This is a genomic window from Marinobacter antarcticus (assembly GCF_011049865.1).
GTDB lineage: Bacteria > Pseudomonadota > Gammaproteobacteria > Pseudomonadales > Oleiphilaceae > Marinobacter > Marinobacter antarcticus_A.
In genome coordinates this window covers 22,398-47,242 of record NZ_DRGY01000032.1, presented here as the reverse complement: position 1 = coordinate 47,242, position 24,845 = coordinate 22,398, and the positions used below count along the sequence as shown (strand labels likewise).

21 protein-coding genes are annotated in these 24,845 nt (G+C 56.7%); 8 read left to right on the top strand and 13 right to left on the bottom strand.

Features of this window, described 5'->3' with window-relative positions; all coding sequences use genetic code 11:
- The 4 genes from ENI00_RS03860 to ENI00_RS03845 form a co-directional block, all read right to left on the bottom strand.
- A partial coding sequence (locus ENI00_RS03860) for an alpha/beta hydrolase (protein WP_304099063.1) occupies window positions 1-1,598 on the bottom strand: 1,598 nt, incomplete at its 3' end.
- 41 nt (window positions 1,599-1,639) lie between these two features.
- Window positions 1,640-1,963, bottom strand: a complete 324-nt coding sequence (locus tag ENI00_RS03855; RefSeq protein WP_304099061.1) for a hypothetical protein — start codon at window positions 1,961-1,963, stop codon at window positions 1,640-1,642.
- 192 nt (window positions 1,964-2,155) lie between these two features.
- Entirely contained in the window at window positions 2,156-4,321 is a 2,166-nt protein-coding gene (uvrD, locus tag ENI00_RS03850) for a DNA helicase II (RefSeq protein ID WP_304099058.1), read from the bottom strand.
- A gap of 141 nt (window positions 4,322-4,462) precedes the next feature.
- Window positions 4,463-5,917, bottom strand: coding sequence for an NAD-dependent succinate-semialdehyde dehydrogenase (locus ENI00_RS03845; protein ID WP_304099056.1), 1,455 nt, complete (start codon window positions 5,915-5,917; stop codon window positions 4,463-4,465).
- A 225-nt stretch (window positions 5,918-6,142) separates the two neighbouring features.
- On the opposite strand from ENI00_RS03845, the gene ENI00_RS03840 reads away from it, so the two are divergent.
- Window positions 6,143-7,156: a histone deacetylase family protein gene (locus ENI00_RS03840; RefSeq protein WP_304099054.1), complete on the top strand. Its 1,014-nt coding sequence runs from the start codon at window positions 6,143-6,145 to the stop codon at window positions 7,154-7,156.
- A gap of 75 nt (window positions 7,157-7,231) precedes the next feature.
- Window positions 7,232-8,614 (top strand): nucleotide 5'-monophosphate nucleosidase PpnN, encoded by a 1,383-nt coding sequence (ppnN, locus tag ENI00_RS03835; protein ID WP_304099052.1) that lies wholly within the window; start codon window positions 7,232-7,234, stop codon window positions 8,612-8,614.
- Between the two features lie 23 nt (window positions 8,615-8,637).
- Here the strand turns inward: ppnN and ENI00_RS03830 are convergent, their stop codons facing one another.
- Window positions 8,638-8,973 (bottom strand): c-type cytochrome, encoded by a 336-nt coding sequence (locus ENI00_RS03830; protein WP_304099050.1) that lies wholly within the window; start codon window positions 8,971-8,973, stop codon window positions 8,638-8,640.
- A 220-nt stretch (window positions 8,974-9,193) separates the two neighbouring features.
- Between ENI00_RS03830 and ENI00_RS03825 the strand changes: the two genes are divergently transcribed.
- Window positions 9,194-10,297: an enoyl-CoA hydratase/isomerase family protein gene (locus tag ENI00_RS03825; protein ID WP_304099047.1), complete on the top strand. Its 1,104-nt coding sequence runs from the start codon at window positions 9,194-9,196 to the stop codon at window positions 10,295-10,297.
- Here the strand turns inward: ENI00_RS03825 and ENI00_RS03820 are convergent.
- Both ENI00_RS03820 and ENI00_RS03815 read right to left on the bottom strand, forming a co-directional pair.
- Window positions 10,281-12,416 carry a tRNA(Met) cytidine acetyltransferase TmcA gene (locus ENI00_RS03820; protein ID WP_304099044.1) on the bottom strand — a complete coding sequence of 712 codons (2,136 nt, stop codon included), beginning with the start codon at window positions 12,414-12,416 and terminating at the stop codon, window positions 10,281-10,283. The two genes, ENI00_RS03825 and ENI00_RS03820, sit on opposite strands and share 17 nt — an antisense overlap.
- A 17-nt stretch (window positions 12,417-12,433) precedes the next feature.
- Window positions 12,434-12,811 carry a DUF2237 family protein gene (locus ENI00_RS03815; RefSeq protein WP_304099041.1) on the bottom strand — a complete coding sequence of 126 codons (378 nt, stop codon included), beginning with the start codon at window positions 12,809-12,811 and terminating at the stop codon, window positions 12,434-12,436.
- A 191-nt stretch (window positions 12,812-13,002) separates the two neighbouring features.
- On the opposite strand from ENI00_RS03815, the gene ENI00_RS03810 reads away from it, so the two are divergent.
- The 3 genes from ENI00_RS03810 (at window position 13,003) to ENI00_RS03800 (ending at window position 17,298) form a co-directional block, all read left to right on the top strand.
- Complete coding sequence (locus tag ENI00_RS03810) at window positions 13,003-15,342, top strand: ATP-dependent helicase (RefSeq protein WP_304099066.1); 2,340 nt, start codon at window positions 13,003-13,005, stop codon at window positions 15,340-15,342.
- A gap of 178 nt (window positions 15,343-15,520) precedes the next feature.
- Window positions 15,521-16,720, top strand: a complete 1,200-nt coding sequence (locus ENI00_RS03805; protein WP_304099038.1) for an OmpA family protein — start codon at window positions 15,521-15,523, stop codon at window positions 16,718-16,720.
- Window positions 16,721-16,806: 86 nt separating this feature from the next.
- Window positions 16,807-17,298 carry a DUF4124 domain-containing protein gene (locus ENI00_RS03800; protein WP_304099035.1) on the top strand — a complete coding sequence of 164 codons (492 nt, stop codon included), beginning with the start codon at window positions 16,807-16,809 and terminating at the stop codon, window positions 17,296-17,298.
- Here the strand turns inward: ENI00_RS03800 and ENI00_RS03795 are convergent.
- Both ENI00_RS03795 and ENI00_RS03790 read right to left on the bottom strand, forming a co-directional pair.
- Window positions 17,255-18,535 (bottom strand): methyltransferase, encoded by a 1,281-nt coding sequence (locus ENI00_RS03795; protein ID WP_304099032.1) that lies wholly within the window; start codon window positions 18,533-18,535, stop codon window positions 17,255-17,257. The two genes, ENI00_RS03800 and ENI00_RS03795, sit on opposite strands and share 44 nt — an antisense overlap.
- Window positions 18,532-19,803: a D-amino acid dehydrogenase gene (locus ENI00_RS03790; RefSeq protein ID WP_304099029.1), complete on the bottom strand. Its 1,272-nt coding sequence runs from the start codon at window positions 19,801-19,803 to the stop codon at window positions 18,532-18,534. Before ENI00_RS03790 ends, ENI00_RS03795 begins: the two co-directional genes overlap by 4 nt.
- Before the next feature lie 161 nt (window positions 19,804-19,964).
- Here ENI00_RS03790 and ENI00_RS03785 point away from each other — a divergent pair, with 161 nt between their 5' ends.
- Window positions 19,965-20,774, top strand: coding sequence for a TatD family hydrolase (locus ENI00_RS03785; RefSeq protein ID WP_304099026.1), 810 nt, complete (start codon window positions 19,965-19,967; stop codon window positions 20,772-20,774).
- Window positions 20,771-21,979, top strand: coding sequence for an HD-GYP domain-containing protein (locus ENI00_RS03780; protein ID WP_304099024.1), 1,209 nt, complete (start codon window positions 20,771-20,773; stop codon window positions 21,977-21,979). The genes ENI00_RS03785 and ENI00_RS03780 overlap by 4 nt, the downstream gene beginning before the upstream one ends.
- 37 nt (window positions 21,980-22,016) lie before the next feature.
- On the opposite strand, the gene ENI00_RS03775 is transcribed toward ENI00_RS03780, so the two are convergent.
- The 4 genes from ENI00_RS03775 to ENI00_RS03760 are packed head-to-tail and all read right to left on the bottom strand — an operon-like array spanning window position 22,017 to window position 24,829.
- Window positions 22,017-22,928: a lysine exporter LysO family protein gene (locus ENI00_RS03775; RefSeq protein ID WP_304099022.1), complete on the bottom strand. Its 912-nt coding sequence runs from the start codon at window positions 22,926-22,928 to the stop codon at window positions 22,017-22,019.
- Window positions 22,928-23,248, bottom strand: coding sequence for a DUF2288 domain-containing protein (locus tag ENI00_RS03770; protein WP_304099020.1), 321 nt, complete (start codon window positions 23,246-23,248; stop codon window positions 22,928-22,930). Before ENI00_RS03770 ends, ENI00_RS03775 begins: the two co-directional genes overlap by 1 nt.
- Window positions 23,249-23,289: 41 nt before the next feature.
- Complete coding sequence (locus ENI00_RS03765) at window positions 23,290-23,688, bottom strand: response regulator (protein WP_304099019.1); 399 nt, start codon at window positions 23,686-23,688, stop codon at window positions 23,290-23,292.
- On the bottom strand, window positions 23,669-24,829 hold the full coding sequence (locus ENI00_RS03760; RefSeq protein ID WP_304099015.1) for a response regulator: 1,161 nt from the start codon (window positions 24,827-24,829) through the stop codon (window positions 23,669-23,671). The genes ENI00_RS03765 and ENI00_RS03760 overlap by 20 nt, the downstream gene beginning before the upstream one ends.
- Window positions 24,830-24,845: the final 16 nt, after the last annotated feature.

Genomic DNA, 24,845 nt, shown 5'->3' with positions numbered 1-24,845 from the left:
TGGTTCAATGGTGACAACAGGGTGTACTCAGGCGGCCGTTCCCCGTTGCGCAAGCAGTCGATACAGGGCTGCCAGAGAGCATTCGCTTCGGCGAGAATGTCCTTTTCCAACCTGGCCCAATTTTCTTTGACGGTTTTTTTAAGGGTCTCGGGTACATACATAGATCGTTGGGGGTGCGTTGTTTCTCGCGCGTCGAAGGTTAACGGTAGGTAGTCTTTGTAGAGTTTTTCCACGGCCGGCCCGAAACCGTTATCCAGAAAACTCGGAAAGGACCACCATTTTTTATCGTAGGCTCCCCGTAAGTAACCGGCTATATCGTCCATAGGGTCGTCTGCGGCCGCGGCGATCCATGCGGTAGCGACTATCGGATGTTTCGCTGACATGGCGTTCTGCCACCAGGCACGATCTTCGCTGTTGTCGGCCCCCAGAATACCGTCGCCACGGGAGTGCAACACCACAATCTTGCGGGCGGCGCTGTGGGCGGACGGGAATACGCCCAGCCCCAAGGGGTGTGCGTCACGGCTGCTGTCGTTGGTGAGCGCGTTATCGGCAACGGCGGGTTGCCAGAGAAAGAGGTGGTCGACCAAGTTGCTCTTTCCGATAGAGCCCACAATGTTCAAGGCCGAGAGCGCAACCCGGGCACCCAACGAGTGGGAGATCAGGTTGATGGCAATGCCTGCCTCTGCCAACTGCACCAGTAACGGGGCCAGGCGCCGGCCTGCTGCCATTGCATTCAGCTCCGCCTGCATGAAATCGGTGGATCCCGTGTCGCCTGGCCAGGAAATGTTGATGATGCGACTGTATGGCATCCAGTCCTGGCCATCAAAGCCCGCGGCACGGTTTAGTTGGTACTCCATATGAATCGCCCAATTGTGGGCGCCTGTGCCATTCAGTTTATCTTCTTTCGGTGGGGTGGCGCTGGTATCCGACAGTGCTTCGGCATCCTGCCATGCTGTGGCTTTATGGGGATGCCATACGTTGGCGGGCACTGGCCCATGGCCACCGTATCGTTTGTGGCTATCTTTGCGGTTCAGGAATCGCCCCCATTCGCCATGGGGCACGTTGTAGCCGTGTACGTAGATGAGCGCGTTGTTGCCGTTTGCCCGAAAGTAATCCAGCTGTTCGTCGGTCAGCAAGTCATCTGCTGCGGGCGCTGACTCGCGTAAATCAATGATCACCGGTGGCGGTAAGTGTATGGCCCTTGCTCTGCGTTCACCCTGGATAACGGTGAGGTCTATACCTTCACCGAGGGCATTGCCGGGGGCGAAGCGGCGTTGTTCGCTCACGGTATCGAACCCGATCATGTGCTCTCCTTCTGGCTCCCCAGGCCAGTGCCATGTGGCCTTGCCCGTGACGAGTTCGGTGAAGCGGGCCTGTGCATTTTCTGGCGTCTGTTCTGAGCCATTATGCAATTCGGCGGTCACCGCATTACCGCTTTCATCCTCGATTGTGCCCGCATTGATAAAAGCTCTCGGTCGCCTGAGGTTATCGGAGCGGCGTAACAGCACGTTTGCGGTTTCGTGTGTGCAAATGGGTGCGCCGTAGGCACCCAGAGGCGTCGAGCTGGGTGAAAAGGGCAGGTTGCTTGCGGGTGTCATTCAGGTTCCTTCCTGTGAATGCGTTAATGTTGTCAGTGCGTTCAGTGTGTCTGACCAATAGGCTCCTTGCCTTGAAGTGCCAGCGCCTTGCCTTCGGGCATCCAACTATGGAGCCATCCTTCACTCTGGGCTGTGGTGGACTGGATAATAAGTGGGCCGTCGTAGGTCTGTTCCTGATATTCCGAGTGAATATACGGCACATCGTAAACAGGCACAGGGTCGTGCTCAAACAGCAGGCGTAAGACATCCGGGTTCTTTGCCTGATCAACCAGATAGCCGCAAGCGCTGGCGTTCGGTGGGTTTACATGATGGTAAAACGATGTGGTTATGTGAGCGTATTCGCCCCGGGCTGTGGAATCCTTCATGGCTGCCTTCATCTATCCTTAGATGACCAAAAAATGCAAAATGATAGTAGCCGAATGCAGGCACACTGTCACCCGCCTGATTTTTCAGAACCAAAGTTCATAAATGGTGTGCTAAAAAAAGCGGTGGATGAGCTTTGTGGCCAGCCTCGCCGGGGCAGCATCTGGCTCAAAACACTTCTACCGCGCAGACTCCTAGCAGGCCTCCAACGGCGCATAAGCCAGCACCAACCACTTGGCACCCTCATCAAAGTTCACTTGCACCCGAGTATGGTGCCCACTGCCTTCGGCGTTCAGAACAACGCCTTCTCCAAATTTCGGATGCCGCACCCGCTGGCCCAGGCTGAAGCCGGACTGCTTTGCAGAATCCTGGCTGAACAGGCCCTCGTTTGGCCGGCCCATCATCGCCGGGCGCGTTACCGTGTTGCGTAAACGCACTTCCTGCAGACAGTCGCCCGGAATTTCCCGCACAAACCGGGACAGCGCGTGGAATTTTTCCTGCCCGTACAACCGTCGGGATTCGGCGTAGGTTATCACCAGCTTTTTCATGGCCCGGGTAATGCCAACGTAGGCCAGACGGCGCTCTTCCTCCATGCGCCCTGGCTCTTCCAGCGACATGCTGTGGGGGAAAAGCCCTTCTTCAACGCCCGCAAGAAACACCAGCGGGAACTCAAGGCCCTTTGCCGAGTGCAGGGTCATGAGCTGCACGCTGTCTTCGTGGTCTCCGGCCTGAGATTCACCGGCATCCAGCGCTGCCCGTGCGATAAATTCGGAGAGCGGATCAACGCCCTCTTCCACCTCAAAATCCGCCAGGGCGTTGACCAGTTCTTCCAGGTTTTCAACCTTGGCCTGAGCCTTCTCGCCCTTTTCACTGGCGTGGTAGTCTTTAAGACCGCTTGCCTCAATGGTCTGTTTCATGAGGCCTTGAAGAGACGCGTCTTCGACGACAATCGACAATTCTTCAATGATGCCAATGAACGCCTGCAGGCCTGTTTTTGCTCGGCCCTTCACTTGTCCGGCCTCGAGTAATCGTTCAGCCGACTCCCACAGGGAAACACCCTGACTGGACGCGTATGCACGCAGATCGGCCAGGCTCTTGGCGCCGATCCCCCTCGTGGGCAGGTTTACCACCCGTTCAAAGGCTGCATCGTCCCGGCGATAATGCACCAGTCTCAGATAGGCCAGCGCATTGCGGATTTCCTGGCGATCGTAAAAGCGCAGGCCGCCGTACACCCGGTAAGGAATACCTTGGCGCATCAGCGATTCCTCCAATACCCGGGACTGAGCGTTGGAGCGATACAAGATAGCGGATTCGCTGCGCAGGTTACCCTCATCAACCCAGCCGGCGATGGTGTCCGCAATGTAGTTGGCTTCATCCTGCTCGTTGAAGGCGGCGTAAAGGCTGACGGGCTCACCTTCCACGCCATCCGTCCAGAGCTCCTTGCCTAACCGGCCCTGATTGTTGGCAATCACCGAGTTCGCGGCTTTCAGAATCAGCTGTGTGGAACGGTAATTCTGCTCCAAGCGCACCAGGCGCGCGTTGGGAAAATCCCGCTGGTATTGCTGGATGTTTTCTACTTTTGCACCGCGCCAACCGTAAATTGACTGGTCGTCGTCGCCCACTACCGTCATCGGAACGCGGTTGCTGGCCAACACTTGCAGCCAGGCGTATTGGATGGTGTTGGTGTCCTGGAACTCGTCTACCAGAATATGCTGAAAACGCTGCTGGTAGTGCGCCAGCAATTCCGGTCGGTGCAGCCACAGTTCATGGGAGCGCAGCAACAACTCGCCAAAATCCACCAGCCCACTCTGTTGGCAGAGCTGCTCGTAGCGGCGGTAAACCTTCACCATGGTGGAGGTAAAGTGATCTCCCGGGTTTTCCTGAATGTGATCCGCCCGCAGGCCTTCGTCTTTCTGGCTGCTGATAAACCACTGGGCCTGTCGCGGGGGAAACTGGCTCTCATCAATCTGCGCCTCCCGCATCACCCGTTTGACCATTCGAAGCTGGTCGTCGCTGTCCAGAACCTGAAAGTTTTCTGGCAATCCAGCGTCTTTCCAGTGTGCTCTGAGCAAGCGGTGAGCAATGCCGTGGAATGTGCCGAACCATAGGCCCCGAGCCGGAATATCCAACATTTGCTCAATGCGATAACGCATTTCCTTGGCGGCCTTGTTGGTAAACGTAACCGCCAGAATACCGGTGGGCGGAACACGATCAACCCGCATAAGCCATGCCATACGATGCACCAGCACCCGGGTTTTACCGCTCCCGGCGCCAGCCAGAACCAACAGATGATCGTTCTGTGCCGTCACCGCCTCTCGCTGGGCATCATTCAGGGAATCAATAATGTGGGAGACATCCATAGGGAACACTTTCGCTACTGGTTAAATGAACAGGTCAGCAGTATATCAGCCTTGAAGAGCGCCTGCTTTGCCGGCCTTGAAAACAAGAAAGGCGAGCCATCGCTCGCCTTTCTTTCCAGTGCATCCCACTACATCGCCAAATCAGAACCCGCGGGGTACCGTTTGCGCTTCAACGAACTCGAACAGTCCTTCAAGCCCGCCTTCGCGGCCTGTGCCGGATGCCTTCATGCCACCAAACGGCGCTTCGGGGGTTGGTCCGGTGCCGGTATTCCAACCCACGTGACCAAATCGCAGACCGGCCGCAACCCGCTGGGCTCGCTCCACGTCGGCGGTGAACACGTAAGACGCAAGGCCGAATTCCGTATCGTTGCCGGCTTCAATCACTTCGTCCTCCGTTCGGAAACTTGCCATCGGCACCAGAGGGCCAAAGGTTTCTTCCCGGGAGCAGCACATGTCACGCGTTACGCCGGAGATGACCGTTGGCGGGAAAAACAGATGTCCTTCGCCAAGGTCTCCAGGCTGTTTACCGGCGATCAGAGACGCACCCTTGCTGAGCGCGTCTTCAAGGTGGCGCTTGACCTTATCGAAGCCTGCCTTGTTGATCAGCGGGCCAAGATCAACATCGCCTGCAATACCGTCGCCCACGGTCATTTTGTTAACGCGCTCTGCAAGCTTTTCACCGAAAGCATCCATTACTTTTTCATGAACAAACACCCGGTTTGCACACACGCAGGTTTGCCCGCTGCCACGGAATTTGTTGGCAATCAGATTGTCTGCGGCAGCGTCCAGATCTGCGTCGTCAAAAACGATGAACGGCGCATTACCGCCCAGTTCCAGGGCCAGTTTCTTGATCTGATCGGCGGTATCCAGAATCAACTTACGACCCACTTCCGTGGAACCGGTAAAGCTCAACATAGGCACATCAGGGCTCTCGCACAGAACCTTGCCAATCACGCTGGCTTTACCCATGACCAGATTCACCATGCCGTCTGGCAAGTTTACGTGTTGGTCCAGAAGCTTGAACAGCGCGATCATGGTCAGCGGTGTTTCACTTGCTGGCTTGATCACACAGGGGCAGCCAGCCGCAAGGGCCGCCGAGAGCTTCTTGGCAATCATGCCAATGGGAAAGTTCCAGGGTGTAATCAACCCGGTCACGCCAACTGGCCGATAGTGCACGGTCCAGTTGCAGTCCTTGGGCTTCTCGGGAAGCGTGTGGGCGTCCAGCGCCTGAATATGCTTTGAACAATAGTCAAAAAATCCGGCCGCGTACTCCACCTCGCCCTGGGCTTCATTCAGCGGTTTTCCATGCTCCATGCACAGAATACGGCCGACTTCTTCCCTGTTTGCTTTCAGAGCGTCACGAATATCTTCCAGCCATTTTCTGCGGGTTTCGATGGAGTAAGGGCTGGTCAGCCTTAGCGCAGATTTACCTGCGTCGACCGCCGCTTTCACCTCGCCTTCCGACATGGAAGCAACCTGCGCAATCACCTTGCCCGTCGCCGGGTTGTATACATCAAAGGTGTTGCCCTGTTCGTTATCCGTCCAGCGACCGCCGATGTAGCCAGTCAGCTTTTCCAGCAGTGGTGACTCGATCATTTCGGCTCCTTTACTGTCAGTGTTTGCCACTGTGACAGTGCACAGTTGCGTCGGTTGAGTATGTCTTCCATAGTGAATGCAGAATCTCTACCTGTAAAGTCGATAACCGGGCTTTTGACCATCCTTTGTCTGTGCCTATACTTCCAGAACATAAACCCCTGACCAGAACCTAAACCCCTGAACAGTGCCTATACTCGTAACATCGAAAATCCAGGAGCTCGGATAATGAAAGCATTTTTCCACCCCGCCCAAGACAAGCATTCGCCCAGATCCTATTTCACAAGGGGCCAGATGCGTCAGCCCCAGGAAGTACCAGACCGCACCAGCCAGATGCTGGAGGGCCTGAAAGAAATGAACATACCGGTGCTGGAGCCCACCGATCACGGGGCAGGGCCGATCTCCCGGGTACACGATTTGGGGTATCTGCGCTTTCTTGAATCTGCGCATCGTCGCTGGGTGAAGATGGACGACTGGGGGGACGAGGTGATGTCCAACATTTTTGTACGCTCCCCGAATCATTTGACCGGTATCCTGGCGGAAGCCGCCCGGTATCAGGCGGACGGCAGCAGCCCAATTGGTGAGCACACCTGGAACGCCGCTTACTGGTCGGCGCAGACGGCCCTTGGCGCAGCCGACGCACTGATCGCAGGCGATCGCACAGCCTACGCTGTCTGCCGGCCCCCGGGGCACCATGCCCGTAAGGATGCCGCAGGCGGCTTCTGCTATCTCAACAATGCGGCCATTGCTGCCGAACATATGAAATCCCGGTTCCCCCGACTGGTCATCCTCGACACAGACATGCACCACGGCCAGGGCATCCAGGAAATTTTCTACGACCGCAGCGATGTGCTGTATATTTCCATTCACGGCGACCCGACCAACTTTTACCCCGTGGTTTCCGGCTTCGAGAACGAACGTGGCGAAGGCGAGGGTTACGGCTACAACATCAACATGCCAATGCCCCACGGATCATCCGAAGATGATTTTTTCGAAAAGCTTGAAGAGGCCTTGTCGGCCATCCGGTTGTTTCAGCCCGATGCCCTGGTTCTGACTCTGGGTTTTGATATCTACAAAGATGACCCCCAGGCCAAGGTATCGGTATCCTCGGAAGGGTTCTGCCGGCTCAGCACTCACGTGCGGCAACTTGGCTTGCCAACGCTGATTGTTCAGGAGGGCGGCTACGATCTGGACACCCTCAGCGAGAACGTTCAGCAGTTCTTCAAAGGAATGAAAGGTTAACTTACTCACAGGTCGCGGTAGTGCCGGATACTGTATAATCCGGCACTACCGCGACACTCAGGAGCTTTTCCCTAAATGACCGAACCCACCATCAATGCCCTCATATCACCAGAGGGCAGCTTGGAAATACTCTCCAATCACGAAGTTAATCTACTCAAAGACAGAAGCGAAGGTGGCCTGTATCGGCTGTTCCGACAGTGCGCTTTGGCCGTTCTGAACACCGGCGTTGTGACCGATAACTGCCATAACCTGATGGAGGCCCATGGGGATTTCGATATTCGCCTGATTCCTCAGCCCAGGGGCCTTAAACTGGAGTTGATCAACGCGCCTGCCCACGCGTTTGTGGACGGCGAAATGCTGCGGGCCATTCGCGAGCACCTGTTCTCGGTTCTTCGGGATATTGTCTACACTCACTCGTCACCGCAATTTGCCCGGATCCTGAAAAGCAACGAGCCGGCCGACCTGACCAACATGGTCTTTCATATCCTGCGCAATGCCAGGGTTCTGCAGCCGGGCCGTCAGCCCGACTTGATTGTTTGCTGGGGCGGGCACTCCATCAGTCATGACGAATACCAGTACAGCAAGGAAGTTGGCCATCAACTTGGCCTGCGCGAGCTGAGCATCTGCACTGGCTGCGGCCCGGGCGCCATGAAAGGGCCCATGAAAGGCGCTACCATCGGCCACGCAAAGCAGCGGGTAAAAAACGGTCGCTACATTGGCATCACCGAGCCTGGCATCATCGGCGCAGAAGCACCCAATCCCATCGTTAACGAACTGGTGATCATGCCAGATATCGAAAAACGCCTGGAAGCGTTTGTACGCTGCGGCCACGGCGTTATTGTCTTTCCCGGAGGCGTCGGCACCGCCGAGGAAATCCTTTATCTGTTGGGCATCCTTCTGCATCCGGACAACGCCGACCTGCCCTTCCCGGTTGTTTTTACCGGCAGGCCGGAAAACGCCGAGTATTTCGAGATGATCGACAAATTCATCCGTAACGCCCTCGGAGACGATGCCGCCAGCAAATACGAAATCATCATTGATGACCCCGTGCGGGTCGCGCAGGCCATGAAGAATGGCATGAAAGATGTCGAAGCCTTCCGCCGGACCATGCAGGATGCCTACTACTTCAACTGGATGCTGAAAATTGATCCGGTATTCCAACTGCCCTTTGAGCCTGACCACGCCAACATGCTGGCGCTTGAGCTACACCGCGACCAACCGGTTCATCTTATTGCAGCCAATCTGAGAAAAGCGTTCAGCGGGATAGTGGCGGGTAACGTGAAGGAAGGCGGTGTCAGAAAGATCCTGGAGCACGGGCCTTTTGAGATTTCCGGGGACCTGACCCTGATCAAGCCTCTGGAGGCTATGCTGGAGCAGTTTGTGGCCCAGAACCGCATGAAACTGCCGGGCACGTCGGCTTATCGTCCCAGCTATCGCATTATCAACACAGCAGGTTGACCTGCTGTGTTGATGTGTACAGCTTACTTGCCGCCGGCAGGCAGGCTTGAGAAATAAGCCGCCAGGTTGGCAATGTCATCGTCGCTCAGGGCCGCCGCCTGGCCCTGCATGATGGCCGCCTGACCACCACTGCGCTCCTTGTTTTTGTAGGCGTTCAGCGCCAGCACAAGATACTGTTCGTGCTGGCCTGCCAGATTAGGATAGCTTGGAATCATAGCCACGCCGTTCTGACCGTGACAAGCACCACAGACCGCAGCTTTTGCCTTGCCGGCTGCCGCATCACCGGCCGCAGACGCTACCGCCGGAACCGCCGCACTTAGTGCAAAAAGTCCTGCAACAGCATAGAGTTTGAGTTTCATTATGTTTAGCCTCTCATCATTATTTTACGTTTCTTTTAAACCGGCACCGTAGACCGGACAATAACTGTTTGAAAGTTATAGCACAGCCGTGTCACAGCGCAAATGCCATAGATCAATGTAACCGGCCCTGCATTCACGGCTTGTAACCTTCACCCAACTGAAAAGACATTACGAAAAAAATCGCATCGGAGACTGATTTGCAATCCGGAGACTCCAACCCATGTGTGTAGAAGTTCAGGAACTTCCCTGTCGCGAGGGCCACATCGGCTTATTGACGCTGAATTCCCCGGCCACCCTGAATGCGCTCACTGAAAAGATGATCGTCATCATCCGGAACAGCCTCAGGCGCTGGTCTGAGGACCCGCGTATCTGTGTGGTTGTGCTGCAAGGCGCCGGGGAAAAGAGCTTTTGTGCAGGCGGGGACATTCGCGATCTTTACCGATCGTTGACGGGCGCTGATGATCCGGATGCAGCATTCAGCGTGTTTCAGCGCGAATACGAACTGGACTACACCTTGCATCGGTTCCCCAAACCGGTGGTCGCGATCGGGCACGGTATTATTATGGGCGGTGGCCTGGGCCTGTTTGCGGCCTGTCGCTACCGTCTGTTAACGCCGGACGCGATTCTGGCGATGCCCGAGATAGCCATCGGCTTGTTTCCGGACGTTGGCGCCAGCTGGTTTCTGAATCGCCTGCCGGGCCGCTTGGGGCTGTTTATGGGCCTGACCGGTGCCCGTCTGAACGTTTCCGACGCCCTGCGAGTTGGCCTGGCTGAAATGGCCTTGCCAAGTCATGGACGGCAAGATTTGTTGACACAGCTGCAGGCCGAACGCTGGAGTGGCCACGCCGTAGCCGACGACAGCCGCCTGTCAGGATTACTGAATCATCTGGAAGTGTCAGACTATCGAGAACTGTCCGCAAGCCACCTGGAAATACACGAGAGGGACATTGCACGGTTGTGTGCGGGGCCTGATCTGCCGGACATTATTAACCAACTGCTGATGGCACCTGTAGACGATGACTGGTGGCGCACCTGCATGAAAACGCTGAAAGGTGGTAATCCGTTATCGGCATGGCTGATTTGGAATCAGCTCAAAAAAGCCCAGCAGATGTCCCTGAAGGATGTTTTCCGAATGGAGCTGGCCATGGTGTGGGAGTGCCTTCGCAGACCAGATCTCGCTGAGGGCATTCGCGCCAGGCTGATTGATCGCGACCAGAACCCGCAGTGGTCTTTTGCCAGCCTCCTCGAGGTATCCGAAGATGTTATTGAAGCCCATTTTCTGCCCGTGTGGGACGATGAAACCGACCCTATGCAGCTAGAGTGACATTGCGCAAAATTTCCTGAACCACACCGCGCAAGCGAATCTCGCCATCGCGCTGACCAGAGCAAAGCCTTTCCTCTTGAAGCTCGGACCAGCTCCATCCCTGCAGAACTACCCGGCACCAGAGGGTCACCTCTGCATGTTCGCAAAGCCAACTCATAACGCCGGGCGCCAGGCTCAGTTCCCGCAGTACCGGCACCATCAGCCGGAAACCCCGGTGGCCGTCACCAAAGTTATGCAAATCCCGGATATCCGCTGCGTCTGGCCGGTGCTCTGATTGCAAATCGGATGTCATGTTCGCCAGCAGCGCTGGCTCCAGGTCTCTCCAGTTCAATGGCACCAAAGCCAACCAATGCCTCCCCAAACGAGCCCGCACCTGACGAACCAGAGCCCGCCCTTCGACACTCAGAGCGTGAATCATCTGTACCGGGTACGCCCCGCTGGTAGCCTCTTGCTGCAGCCCAACGCGCGCTAACAGCAGCCCACACCCGGCCCAGAACGCGTAAAGATCAGAACCACCGCCAAAACTCGTGCCGGTAAAATCCAGACCCTCCTGCGCCGCACCTGACATCGCCGCCGCCACCAGACCGCGGCCGATCCCGAAACGCCGGGCCTGCGCTGTGACCGCAATGCGAATAATCCTCAAACCACGCTGACTGGCGGCGTCCGGAAAGCCACTGTGACTGGCCAGGGACTGGGGTAAAAGGTGCCCACGAACCCGCCGTTTGCCGCTGGCCACTTGCTCGGCCAACTTTTTGCTCAGCCCACCTTCCACCGCGCCCCAGAGCACACCTACGGTTTTGCCATTTATGCGAGCGCGCCAGCTTCTGGCGGCGGGATCGTCCATCCATTGTCGAAGGTCTGCAGGGGTTGTCCGGTAATGGGCCTCCACCAGCAGGCCAAAGGTATCAGCGAGCTCCGCCTCGGAAGCCTGAGCCGGCTGCCAGGGCTCAATGACCGACTCTCCGGACCCGACTTGCGAAACCTCACCCGGGTTGTGTTTCGCCCCAAGCAGAAACAGGTCGGATATTAACGGCTCGAGCGGATCGTTGTTGGCCCAACGCACCGGCCGGGAAAGCGTTTGTGACTGCCACTGCGGCGTTTTCTCGTCAAGAATCTGGCGAAAGCGAATGGCAAATCCGCGCCCGGCTCCCTCGTAGCCGTAAACCGTGGACGCAAACGCCACCCGAGGCCACCCCAGAAGCACGCGTTTCAGCAGGAAGACCGGAATAGCCGCAGCCTCGTCTACCATCACCACCTCAGCCTCCGGCCTTTCCCGAAGCAAGTCCCGAACCGAAATAAAACGCAGTTGTGCACCAGACACGGTTTCTATGCAGCCGATGCTGGCATTCAGTACCTCAGCCCCAAGGCTTTCCCGGGCGTGTTCAAACACAGCGTTCGCATTGTCTCGTGACGGCGCCGTCACCAGAACCTGCCGACGCCCCTGTTGCAGCAGTTGCGCAGCGGCCATGCCCAGCGCCGCCGATTTACCCCGCCCCCGGTCAGCCGTCACCACCAACGGTCGGCGCCGGCGCCCAAGCCCGAATGCGACCAGCTTCTTTATCAGCGCCTGCTGATCCGGCGTTGTGGCAACCCTGAACCCACATTCGGGTTCAGACAATTCCGGAAGGGTTGTTGCCTCTGATGAATCGGTTTTTACCCGGATTACCGACGAGTCTGCGGCCAGAGTGCCTGCCATACGCTCGGCAAAAGGGTGGGCCTGACCGTGATCCAGCCCGGTTCTCGCGTAATCCGGATCACAGAACGCTCCCCACCCCGCCGGCGAAGGCATGAGCCAGAACAGTAATCCGCCAGCTTTGAGGGTGCCCGATAACGCCGCCACCGCATCCGGCGGATTGCCCTGCCAGCCATCCCAAACTATCAGCGACGTTTCACGGCCCAGCCACTGCCGCGCCTTCGCAGGTTCAATACCGGTCAACCGGCTATCCGGCACGTCGCCTTCCACCCCAACCCAGAGCCCGGTTTCGATCTCCAGAAATGGCAACAGCGCCTGAAGCCACTGCACGGCGGCGTCACGCCCGCCCTCCAGCAGTACAAGCCGGCGTTCACCCCTGGCCACAAGGCTGGCCTGCAATGAGCACCAGGCGGCGATGTCAGGCATTACCGTTCCGGACGTCATTAACTGAGATCGACACCGTGGGTTTTCAGGTTTTCGAGAGCGCAGTGTTCAAGTGCCAACTGATGCGTAGCCCGCAATCGAACCCTGGGCGCGCTGCCCGCTTCAAAGGCTTCATGCCAGCGCGCGGCACAAAGGCACCAGTTGTCTCCTGCTTTTAAACCCTGAAATCCGAACGCAGACACAGGCGTGCTCAGGTCGTTACCACGCGCCTTGGAGAATGCCAGAAATTCGTCCGTTACCACGGCGCACACCGTGTGCGAACCATGGTCATCCGGCCCGGTGTTGCAGCAGCCATCGCGATAAAATCCGGTTTCCGGATCCGTGCCGCAGGTTTCCAGTTTCTCGCCCAATACGTTGACTGATTTTTCTGTTTGCATATTCATCTCCTGAAATTGTCTAAGTAAGAATCAGAGCAGGGCCCTATCCAAAATCGTGCGGAGCCATGGATGGCGGAGCCGAGCGTACAGGGAAGTATTCACAGCGTATTTTGGATAGGGCCCTGCTCTGATTCCTCCCCTCAACGACCATGATGGGTTGATAAGGTAAACTAAACAGATTGACCGCAATTATGCGGGACAGGTACCCGCGCTACCAGTTGGCCCGTACAATAGCATCTATGCCAACTCATACTCCCGAATCCCCCACTCTGGATCTTCCCGACTTTCTCACCGATGAGCAGCGGGCCATTATAACCGCCGGCTATGAGCACTCGGTGATCACCGCCGTGGCGGGCAGCGGCAAAACCTCCACGCTGGCCTGGCGCATCCGTTATCTGCTGCAACAGGGCCACGATCCCGGCCGTGTGCTGGTGCTGATGTTCAACCGCAGTGCCCGGGTGGATTTCGAGCGCAAGTTGCAGGAAGTGTGCGGCCAGAGCGGCCTGGCATTGCCAGAGATACGCACCTATCACGCCATGGGGCTACGACTGTACAAGCGGTTTGTGCGGGAGGGCTACCTGCCCGGCTTCTCCGACAAGATTCTGACCGAACAGGAGATCAGCTTTCAGGCCTGGCTGTTAACACGGCGGCTGGCGCCGGAGGATCTGGCGGATGAGATCCGGCGCAACAAGAAAGATTTTGTGGAGACGGCTACGGGCTTTATTGATCTGGTAAAGACCACCCTGTCGCCGGCCGAAATCGTGTTTGAGGAACTGGGTTACTCCGATAAGCACCGCTACCTGATTGACCTGTTTCACAGCTTTGAGCAGTGGCGCAAAGGGCAAAGCCGGATCAGTTTTGCAGATATGCTGTACGAGCCGGTGATGGCGATTCATCAGAACCAACCCCTGCAACGGCTGGTGGGCAACAAGATGGATCTGATTCTGGTGGATGAGTATCAGGACACCAACGAGATTCAGCATTTGCTGCTGCGCTACGTTGCCGGCGATCGGGCCAGGGTAACGGTCGTGGGAGATCCGGATCAGACCATTTACGAGTTCCGGGGCGCCAAACCTGAGTTTATTCTCAAGCGCTTCAGCGACGAGTTTGAAAGCCCGTTGGAACAGACATTGAGCTACACCTTTCGCTACGGCCATCGCGTCGCGTTGCTAGCCAACCATCTGATCAGCCACAACACCGGGCGCAAAGATGTGCTTTGCCATTCGCATTCTTCAACCCCCGCCACGCAGATCACCTTGCACCGGGCTGAGAACGACGCGGACACCGTGTTGCACATCCTTGGCCAGATCGCAGACGATGCCTCTTCAGGCTCTTTGGCGGAAACGGCTATCCTGTTTCGGGTCTGGAGCCAGAGTGTTCCCATTGAGCTCAAGCTGCTGGCGCGGCAGATTCCCTATCGCATTGACGCTGGCAAAGGGGCGCTTTTCAGCCGAGAGGTCCAGGCCATCACGGCCCTGTTGAACGTGGTTTGCGGAACGCTGGAAAAACTGCCTGAGGAGGATCGACTGGAACTGGCCCGGCAGCTTTTGCGTTTCCCACACGTAGGCCTTAAAGAGGCCGAACTTGAACAACTGGCGCGCTTTCTTGCAGGGTTTTCCAGCGGCTGGCACGAACGCTTGCAGGCATTGGACTTCAGCGCGTTAGCACCCATGGCCGCGCGCAAACTGCGCAAGCTGGGTGAGGTCCTGCAACAGTTGCGCGGCTATTCAGGCCCTGTTGCAGGGTTGATAACGGTGTACGCGGAGCACACAGATCTCTATGAAGGTGTTCGCAGCCTGGCGCTGACCCACGACAGCGCAGAAGAACGCATTGATACGATTCACGGCTTCCGCGAGTACCTGAAAGGGTTGGACGTCGATGCCAGCGGCGCCCTCGCGCACCTCAAAGCCCTGCAAAAGCAAGCCGGCGAGAAGCAAACCGGCAAAGGGGTTCTGCTCTCAACCATTCATCGAACCAAAGGGCTGGAGTGGTCCCGGGTTATTATTCCGGGGCTGCAGGAAAAATATCTGCCCCACAGCCCGAGGCCCCAAGATGACGCCCGGGCGTCTCTGGAAAGCGAACGCAGGCTGTTGTACGTCGCCATGACCCGCACCCGGAAAACGTTGCACCTGATCACACGGCCCGCAAGTCAACAACCTCACCTGGATGGCGATCAGGGCCCCAGCCGCTTTGTTGAAGAATGCTGTTTTGACCTGGCCAACGAGTTTGGCCGCTGGCTCGATGAACGGGCGCCGGAGACCGACCGGGTGCTGAAATTGAACGCGCCGCTGACACCGATCAGTTCACGTTACGCGGCCCACGAGAACACGACTCTGAAAGGCGAGATCAAGGCCTCAGACACAGCGGCGGCACTCGTGTGGCACCAGCAGCGTCTCAATCACGCCATTTTCGGGACGGGAACGGTAATTGCAGAAGACGAAAGTTCATTCGAGGTACATTTTGGCAGCGGGGAAAAGCTCAATTTCAGTAAAAAGAGCGCCCATCTTTATTTCAGCATTCCACGCCAGTAAAGCGTTGATACCCTGGGCAACTGTCCTGTGACCACGTATATTTCCTAATGTAACATTAACCATCATTTCTTTGTTTTTTGTAATCCTTTAGCTTAGATTGCGCGTAAGTGTGCTCGCTGATTGTTTTAGCTTGACAAAAACAGCACTTAAACAATGATAATCGAACAGGAGGTTCTGCATGAACATCATGCGTCCGATTGCGATGGCTGCCATCGCTACTACCTTTGCTGCATCAGCGATGGCTGATGAGCGCAAGGAAACGATCTACATCAACCCCTTCGCCGGCTATCAGCTTTTTGACGATGCCCGCGACTTGAGCGAGACCGGTACGTTTGGGGTCGGTATAGAATACCGGTTCAGGCCGAACTGGGCGATTGAAGCCATCTACTCCCGCGCCGATGCAGATCGGAAGTACGCCCCCGGTTCGTCCGACTTTGACGAAATCCGCTTGGATGGCACCTATTACTTCGCTGGTCAGGACAAAGCCTGGAACCCATATGTTTCTGCGGGTGCGGGTCATGCCAACTTTGGTGAGGATGATTCAAGTGCCATTCGCACTGCTGGCACCAACCACGATGAGACCCGCGTTAACGTGGGTACCGGTTTACGCTACAACGTAAGCGATTTGATATCCCTGCGTGGCGACCTGCGCGAATTCCACGGCATCGACGAAAGCACCTTTGATACCCAGGTTTCTCTCGGCATCAGCGTTGCCTTCAGCCGCACTGTCGGAGACGCCGCGCCAAAGGATGCAGATGAGGACGGCGTGCCCGATTCCCGTGATCAGTGCCCAGGCACTCCCGCTGGCGCAACTGTGGACAGCACTGGCTGTGAGCCGGATGCAGACAACGACGGCGTAGCCGATGTTCGTGATGCCTGCCCCGACACCCCTCGCGGTGCCGAAGTGAACAGCCGTGGCTGTGAACTCGACAGCGATAACGACGGCGTGGTCAACAGTCAGGATCTTTGTCCGGGCACAACCGCTGGCGCAAAAGTCGATGACTCAGGTTGTGAAGGTGTCACTGAAACGGTCGAAACATTTACCGTTGAGGTGCAGTTCCCACTTGAGAGCGCCAAGATCGGTAACGAGTATGATGACGAAATTCGTCGGGTAGCAAATTCCCTCAAGGAAAACCCGGGCACCGTTGTAGAAATTGCCGGCCATGCCGACAACACAGGCAAAGCAAGCTATAACCAGCGCCTGTCACAACGTCGTGCTGAAGCTGTAGCAGACCGCCTTACAGACTCGCTGGGCGTGGATCCTGCGGACGTAAGCGCCAAAGGCTACGGCGAATCAGAGCCGGTAGCATCCAACGCCACCGCTGCAGGCCGTGCCGAAAACCGTCGGGTTGAAGCGCGCATTCAGATTCGTCGCTAGAACATCTGAGCGAATACTGAAGTGAGAGAAGTCAGGAAGGGCGCCCCAGGGCGCCCTTCTTTTTGACGGTTTACCGGAAGTAATCCATGCTCAGACTCTTGCCAGGCCTGCTTTTTCTACTTGCGCTCACCGCGCCCACTCAGGCTCAGGTCTTCCGTTGCAGCGATGCCGAAGGCAACACGGTGTTTGCCGACACCATCTGTGGCGAGAACGCGGAATCCATTCAACTGCTGGATAATCACATTGGTGGTCGCTTCAACCAGAATTTGCCGGCCCCGGCGGCCGTGGAATCAGGGCCCCAAGAAACAGCCGACAAGGCATCCGAAGATGCATCAGAGCCAGAAACCTGCCGCTTCATCAACTCCACGGATCTGCGGCGCTATCTGATTCGGGAACAGGTGGTCAAAGGCATGACCCTGAAACAAGTGCTCAGCGCATTCGGTAACCCATCGGAAAGTTACGGCGGGCCTCAACAAGTCTGGATTTATCAAACACGATACTACGGCGCACTTTACGAGCTGACCTACGTTTACTTTAAAGATGGCTGTGTCGAACGGGTGGAATACCGCAAACCCTGACCGCATCCAGCAACAGATTTCTGGGCGTCAGCGATCGGGCGCAAAAATGCCCAAGCCGCACGCGATATCCCTGCTCTTCCAGAAACACCGCGTAATCCAGAACCAGCCAGAGCTCCAGGGGCCGGCGAAACAGATGTCGGATAAGCTCATAGCGGCGAACCTCCTCATATCGCTTTTCCCCGAAGGCAAGCCAGTCATCGAAATCGGTACGTTCAGGTAAACAAAGCTGTTTTTTCTCAGCCGCCCAGCGACAAAAAGCAGGGAAACCGTTCTGGATTCGCTGTGGTGACCGGGAGGGCACCGGCAGGTACTGATCCACATTGCGCAACGAGCGCTGCAAACCATCGAAACCCAGACGCCACTGATTGAGAATGCGGGTCTGTTTTCTGACTCTTGCGGGCGCCGTTACGGTTTCCCGTACCGCAAGACGCAGGTCATCGCGATCGGGCATCAGCCTGTTGTTGTAAGCCAGTGTCCGCTCTGAGAGCGTGTGATAGCGCCTCTCAATGGTCTGACCATCGACCTTATCAACGGTCTGGTGATAACAACAGGGAGACAGGCTCAGGCGGGGCAACGCTGCGGCAACCCCTCGCCGCAATAACTGCCGATGGAGATCACCACAGGCATGCAAAGCCACGCCATGGGTATCGACGGGCATGGCCAGGTTCTGCGCCATCACGTTCTGACAGCGGATATGAACCGAGTCGTCGAAGCGAGTGGCGAGCCGGTTACCGCCGGTTACCAAGCCCTGATCCCACTCGTAACCTTCAACGGGTTTTCCGCTTTGTGCGGCGAGCGTTCTGGATAAATAGCCCTTACCACAACACCAGTCCAGAATAGGCTGTCGCAGCGGCTTCAGCGCCGCCGCAAAGGCGCCGGACTGTTCCCGTTTTCGCCCCGGCATATCCGTTGCCCGGCTTTCCGGTAGCATCGCGCTCATGACATCAGACGGCGCGGGTGATAGCTCAGGCAGATTAACCATCTGGCAATAGAGGGCCAGACTCGGCAAGTGCCGGGACACTTTTTCAGCGCACGCCCCAGGGGCGTCAGCCAATTCATCGCACTCGGCATCGGTGAATTCTTTCGCCATGTGTGCCAGCCCGGGATACCGTTGAATCCAGGCTGGCCGTGGCTCGGTAAACGGCGCTGGTTGCCAGATAGGCTGATGCTCCACCAGCCAGTCATTGAGTGTTTGCCATCGCAGATAATACGATTCAGCGGGTTCGTGAACACTCAATCCTGATAACGCCCCGGGCGGAATGCATCCAGACCAACAGCCGGCTCCTCAACATCAATAATCTGTGCGATGACATCCGCACTGCCCGCTGAGAATGTCCAGCCAAACGTGCCGTGGCCAGTATTGAGATAGAGATTGCGACGAGTGCCACGCCCGATAATCGCAGGCCCGTCCGGCGTCATGGGGCGAAAGCCGGTCCAGGTTTCTGCCGCATCAAGATCAGCGCAGCCCGGATAACGGGATTCAACGGATTTGCGGATGGTGGCGATGCGCGCTTCGGGAATGTCACGATTGAAATCCGCCAGTTCCACAAAACCGGTGGCCCGCAAGCGGTTTCCCAGGCGCGTTGATACGACTTTGTAGTTATCGTCGTGAATCGTTGAAACCGGGGCTTTCTCCGGATGTTTCAGGGGCACCGTAATGCTGTAGCCCTTGACCGGATAAATAGGCAACTTAAGGCCCAGGGGCCGAACCAGTTCCGGCGACCAACAGCCGGCGCTGACCACAAAGGCGTCGGCCGCCAAGGTTTCCTGCTGGCCATTTTCGTTGCGCAGAATAACCGATTCAACCGTCTGGCTGTTGGCGATGAGTCGTTCTGCCTGAACACCGTACCGGAAACGAACACCGTTGGTTTCGCACGCTTTCGCCAGCTCCCGGGAGAACAGGTGACAGTCGCCGGTGCCGTCAGTGTCGTAACTCAACGCACCATAAAGCGGCCCATTGGCGGCCATGCCGGGCTCGGCCTCGTAGACTTGTTCCGGGGTCAGCAGCCGGGAGGCGATACCCATTTCGCTCAGTATCCGATGTGTATTCCTGTACCCTTCCATGCCCTCAGGCGTGCTGGCAAGGTGCAGCAAACCCCTGTGAGCGCCATCAAACGCCAGGTTCAGCTCGTCCTCCAGCTTCAGAAACCGTTCACGACTGTGTATACCCAGGCGAAGCATTGCGCGCTTGTTTAAACCAAACAGGCCTGGCGACCAGGCATAGCGCAGAGTGGAAAACATGAACTGCAAGGCATTCAGCGACGGCGGCAATCGCAGCTTCAGCGGGCCATCCTGTTTAAACAGCCAGGGCAGCGCCTTGAACACCATGCCCGGGTCGGCCCAGGGATAAACCACTCCGTAGGAGCGCTGGGCTGCGTTGCCCTTGCTGGTCTCGTTACCCGCGACACTATGGCGCTCAAGCACCGTCACCTGATGACCACGACGATTTAATTCATAGGCTGTGGTAACCCCCACAACACCACCACCAATCACGACAACGTGCATTTGCATCTCCATACCGAATCAAACCTGAGTGACGTCCTGTATCAAGGAAACTCCTTATCAGTCAATGTAGGCCAATATACGGACAACTGATAAGCTTGAGTGCCTGAAATCCCAGAATAGCAGTCAAGCCGACTGCCTGTAACGGAGCCTAGCACCCGTCCATGAGTAAAAAACGTCGCGAGATTCCCGTATTCGATCACCCGATCATCGAGACTCATTGCCACCTGGATTACCTCAAAGATCGTCCTCTTGAGGAAACTCTGGAGCAGACAAGGCGGGTAAACATCGAACGGGTGATTACCATTGCCGTCGCTCCGGGCAATTTGGCGCACGTGCGCGAACTCAGCGAAAAGGCTCCGTGGCTCTATGGAACTCAGGGTGTCCATCCCCACGAGGCGGAGAGCTACAACGATTCGGTGGAACAAGAAATCCGCGCTCACGCCCAGGACGACAAAATTGTCGCGATTGGCGAAATCGGGTTGGATTATTTCTACGACAACGCAGACCGTGCCATCCAGCGGGAGGTGTTCCGGCGCCAGCTTCAGATTGCCTGCGACAACGACCGGCCGGTGGTTATTCATAGCCGTGACGCAGATGAAGACACAATCGCGATACTCAAAGAGTTTGAGTTATCGCTTAAACGCCGTGGGGTCATCCACAGTTTCACGTCTGGCCCGGGCCTTGCGCGTTACGCGCTGGACCAGGGCTGGAATCTCGGTTTTAATGGCATCACAACGTTCAACAAGGCCGAAAACGTGCGCGACATTGTTCGTATGGCTCCCATCAGCCAGATTCTTCTGGAAACCGATGCACCCTTCCTTACGCCGGTTCCTTATCGTGGGCGAGAGAATGCTCCGTTCTATCTGCCCTTCGTGGCCGAAAAAATTGCCGAGGTGAAAGAGCTTCCGTTGGAAGAGGTCATTATTCAGACCTACCAGAACAGTTTGCGAACGTTTTTCCCCGCCCAATGATAAAACGCATTCCTGTTTCCGCGTTGAAGGTCGGCATGTACATCACCGACCTTAACAACGACTGGATTCCCCACAACACGCAACGCAGGCGTGGGGTTATCAAGCGGGAAGACACCATCGAAAAGATCCGCAGGATGGGCGTGCAGTTCGTTTATATCGACGCGCAGAGGGGCACCGACACCCAGGATTCTGAAACCGCCGCGGAAGTAAACGAACGCAACGAAGACGCCCTGCAAAAAGCCGGCGAACAAAAGCCAGGCGTCGCGCCCCGGGTCTCACGCTCTGAAGAGATGACAACAGCGCTGAGGGTGCATTCTGCCGCGCAGGAGTTGGTGGGCAGTTTCATGAGCAGCGCCAAAATAGGCGCCTCCATCGACGTTGCTCCTATTCATCAGCTTGCGGCCGAACTGCAGAGCTCGGTCACGCGAAATGCCAATGCCCTGGGTTGTCTGGGCCGTATTCGCGAAAAAGATAACTACCTGCTTGAGCACTCGGTAAACCTGAGCGTTCTCATGTCCATTTTCGGGCAGTATCGAAATTTGTCTGAAGACATTTTGCACCAAACGGTTGTAGGCGCCCTGCTCCACGATCTCGGCAAAATCCTGACGCCCGACGAGGTGTTACACAAGCCCGGGCGCCTGTCGCCAGAAGAGTATGAGGTCATGAAGCTTCATGCCCGGCACTCTCGCGATATTCTGTGTGCAACCGAAGGCATTGGCGAACTCACCGTGATCACGGCAGCCCAACATCATGAGCGCATGGATGGCACGGGTTATCCGGAGGGTCTCAAAGGGGAGCAAATTTCAATTTACGGGCGCATGGTCGCCATTACCGATGTTTACGATGCGATTACCGCCGATCGCGTTTACCACCGGGGGCTAACGCCTGCCCAAGGTCTCAAAAAACTTCTTGAATGGAGTGGCGACCACCTTGATCCGGCCTTGGTAACACAGTTCATCCGCTGTATCGGCCTGTATCCGGTGGGGTCTCTGGTGTTACTCGACAGCGGGCGGCTGGGTGTTGTGGTTGAAATCAACGAGGAAGATCAGCGGCTGCCCGTCGTGCGAGTGATGTACCACACAAAATTCCGGATGCCGATCACCGTTAGCACCATTGATCTCTCAAAAGCCGGCAATCAGGACCGTATTGTGCGCGCCGCTGACCCGGACGAGTACAAAATTGATGTGCGTAAGTTCCTTTCCTGACGCCGTTTTCCCCAAGGCACACTTGCCTGTTACTGATCTAGCCCAGAGACAAAAAAACCCCCATCAGAACCGGCGACAGAAAAGACAGTAGGAAGCCTGAGGCAATCGCGACCGGCACACAGCCCAACCCTCCGTTGCTGCGAATCACCGGAAGCGTGAAATCCATGGCGGTGGCGCCACCATAACCGATGGCCATGCCGGGCCGGCTGCCAATCACCAGCGGGATAATAGCCAGCGCAATGATTTCACGAAGCACGTCGTTCAAGAACGCCACGCCGCCCCACGCGGGGCCCAGTGAATCACCGATCACGATGCCCGAAAGCGAATACCAGCCAAACCCGAACGCCAGCGCGAGCACCTGGTTCCAGGGCATATCCAGCAAAGGAACCAGAAGCAAGCCCGCCAGCAAAGAACTGATCACAAGCACCAGCGCAATGCCCAACCCCTGAGTGTTCATCAACAGCTTGCGCAACGAAAGCCCGGCGTTGCGCAATTGCAGGCCAATCAAAAACAGAAGCAGCATCAGGGACCAAGTGGCCAGTTGCTCCGTTTGCGGAAGTTCCGGCAGCACAAAGTAGCCGGATAACACACCCACCAGAACCGCAAGCAGAGGCTTCAGAGCGGCCATGAATAACCGCAGATAACCGGCACCTCCACGGGCAACATCCCTGGGCTCAGAAAGCATTGGCTTCCATCGGTGAAGCAGCCATAGCCCAGCCATATTGGCAACAAACAACACAATAACCAGCGCCGACACCTGGCCAGCCATAGCGCCAAGCTGGCTCGACAGCCCCTGCATCTGACCCAGGCCAAGCCCCAACAGCGCCAGGATGAAGTACACCAATGCCTCTACCGAGTAATGGATAATCGTCATCAACCTGCGATTTTTCAACGCCAGGGCAAAGCCGAAAAACAGCGGCGCAAGAATCAGCAACGCACCCGTCAGCATTAATGCACCGTCGGGTCTGAGCGATCCTGAACCAACACCCACGGTGCGACCACCAGGGCCCAGAGTTCGGTGTTGCAGTCGTACCAGGCACGAGCCGTGTCAGGCGTTACCTCCCCTACGGCGCCCGTCGCAAGCCATTGTTCGAACTGGGCACGGTTATCGGCCGTCAACTCGGCGGCCACGTCCAGCAGATCCAAACGGCTGCTCACGCGCACAACCTGGCCCCGTGCATAGTAGGTTTGCAGCTCATGCCAGCGTATATGAGAGGTTTCCAGGTTGAGCCTGGCCTTGATTTCATCGTTATTGCGGGAAGACGACATGACAACCTTTTCGGATAATGACAGTGAAAACCGGCAAGATGTTAACCGATTGCGCAGGCTTCATTCCAGATTTCCCTTATCTGGTCGGCCAGCGCCAGTGGGTCAAACGGTTTGGGTATTACCCCCGCTGCGCCCTGCGCCAGATAGCCCTGAATTTCATCGCTTTGAACTTTCGCGGTCATAAACACGGCCGGTGTCTCCGCATACCCGGGCAACTGTCGGATGGCTTTCAGTGTCGCAGGGCCATCCATGCCCGGCATCATGACATCCAGAAGGATGAGTTGGGGCCGGCAATCCTCTATACGTTCTAGCGCCTGTTGGCCCGATTCACAGGCTGTCAGCTCAAATCCGCCAATGGCTTCCAAGGCCAGCTCCGCTACTGTGCGTATATCCGGTTCGTCTTCAATCATCAGAATACGTTTAAGACTGCTGTCTGGCATCGTCTTGACCTTTTTCACGGTGCTCAATCCCGAGCCTTCGCAATAATGTGCGGCACTCGAGGCCTTCAACTTGTTCCGCCGCCAGCAAGGCGGCCGCGCGCATCACCAATTTTGAACGGCTGACATTGCTCTTGCTTAAAAAATACACGGCGCCGATCAACTCCCTGAGATCAAGCGGCAAATGCCACTGCACCTTGATTCGATTGCCCAATTTTTCCGCCCAATAGGCAATAGCGGAGTCAATCTGCTCAAGCTCCGGCGGTTCGCCACTCTGGTCGCAGTGATTCTGCAACACTTTCAGCGCTGCCAACTCTCCTGACCTGCTCAGTAGCCCAGCGGTGTAGTAAATCGCAGGGCTATCTCCGATCTTTTGCGCCAACGCCCGGGCCGACTCTGCAATGCGCAACGCCTGTTCCTGTTCAAGGCGCGCGCGCTCGGCCAACGGCGGGCATGCAAGCTTGCCCGCAATATCCAACGACAGCGCGAGCGCCTGGTTCAGCGCCATGGAAACCCCTATCACGCTGATCGCTTCTCTTGGTGTTTTCACCGACGTGCCCGAGCGCCGGAAAGATGCGCTGTTTGCCACATCCAGCATCTTCGCAATCAGGGCAGGCTCACGCTTCCATTGTTCCGCAAGCATCCCCGCATCCAGCGCGTCGTCTTTGTGCATCAACATCAGCACCTCAGCCGTATCGATCTGGCCAGGCAACTGAATCGCAGAGCTACAGGCCGCCTCCATTTTCTCATCCAGAGTGCTTATTCCGCTGTGCTGAATGGCCGAAGCCGGCACCAGCTCGATCAGACGCTTGTGGAGGGCGTCAACCTGAAAAGGCTTGCTGATGTATCCACTGATGCCCAGATGAGCAGCGGCAAGAATAGACTCACGGTCAGCGCGGCCACTGATCATAAGAACCGGGATACTATCGCTGGTTTTCCTGACGGCACGAATCAACTCCAACCCGGAGCCATCAGGCAAATTCCAGTCGGTAATGACCAGGTCTGCGGGCTGTTGTTGCCAGTAACGGAGTGCAGACTGCAGCAGCGTAAAAATCTGGATGTGAGCGCCCGGACAGGCACTCGCCACGACCGTCTCCAGAAGATCGCCAATGAGCTCATCGTCGTCAACAATCAACACGTTCATTGTGGCCTTCCCGGCT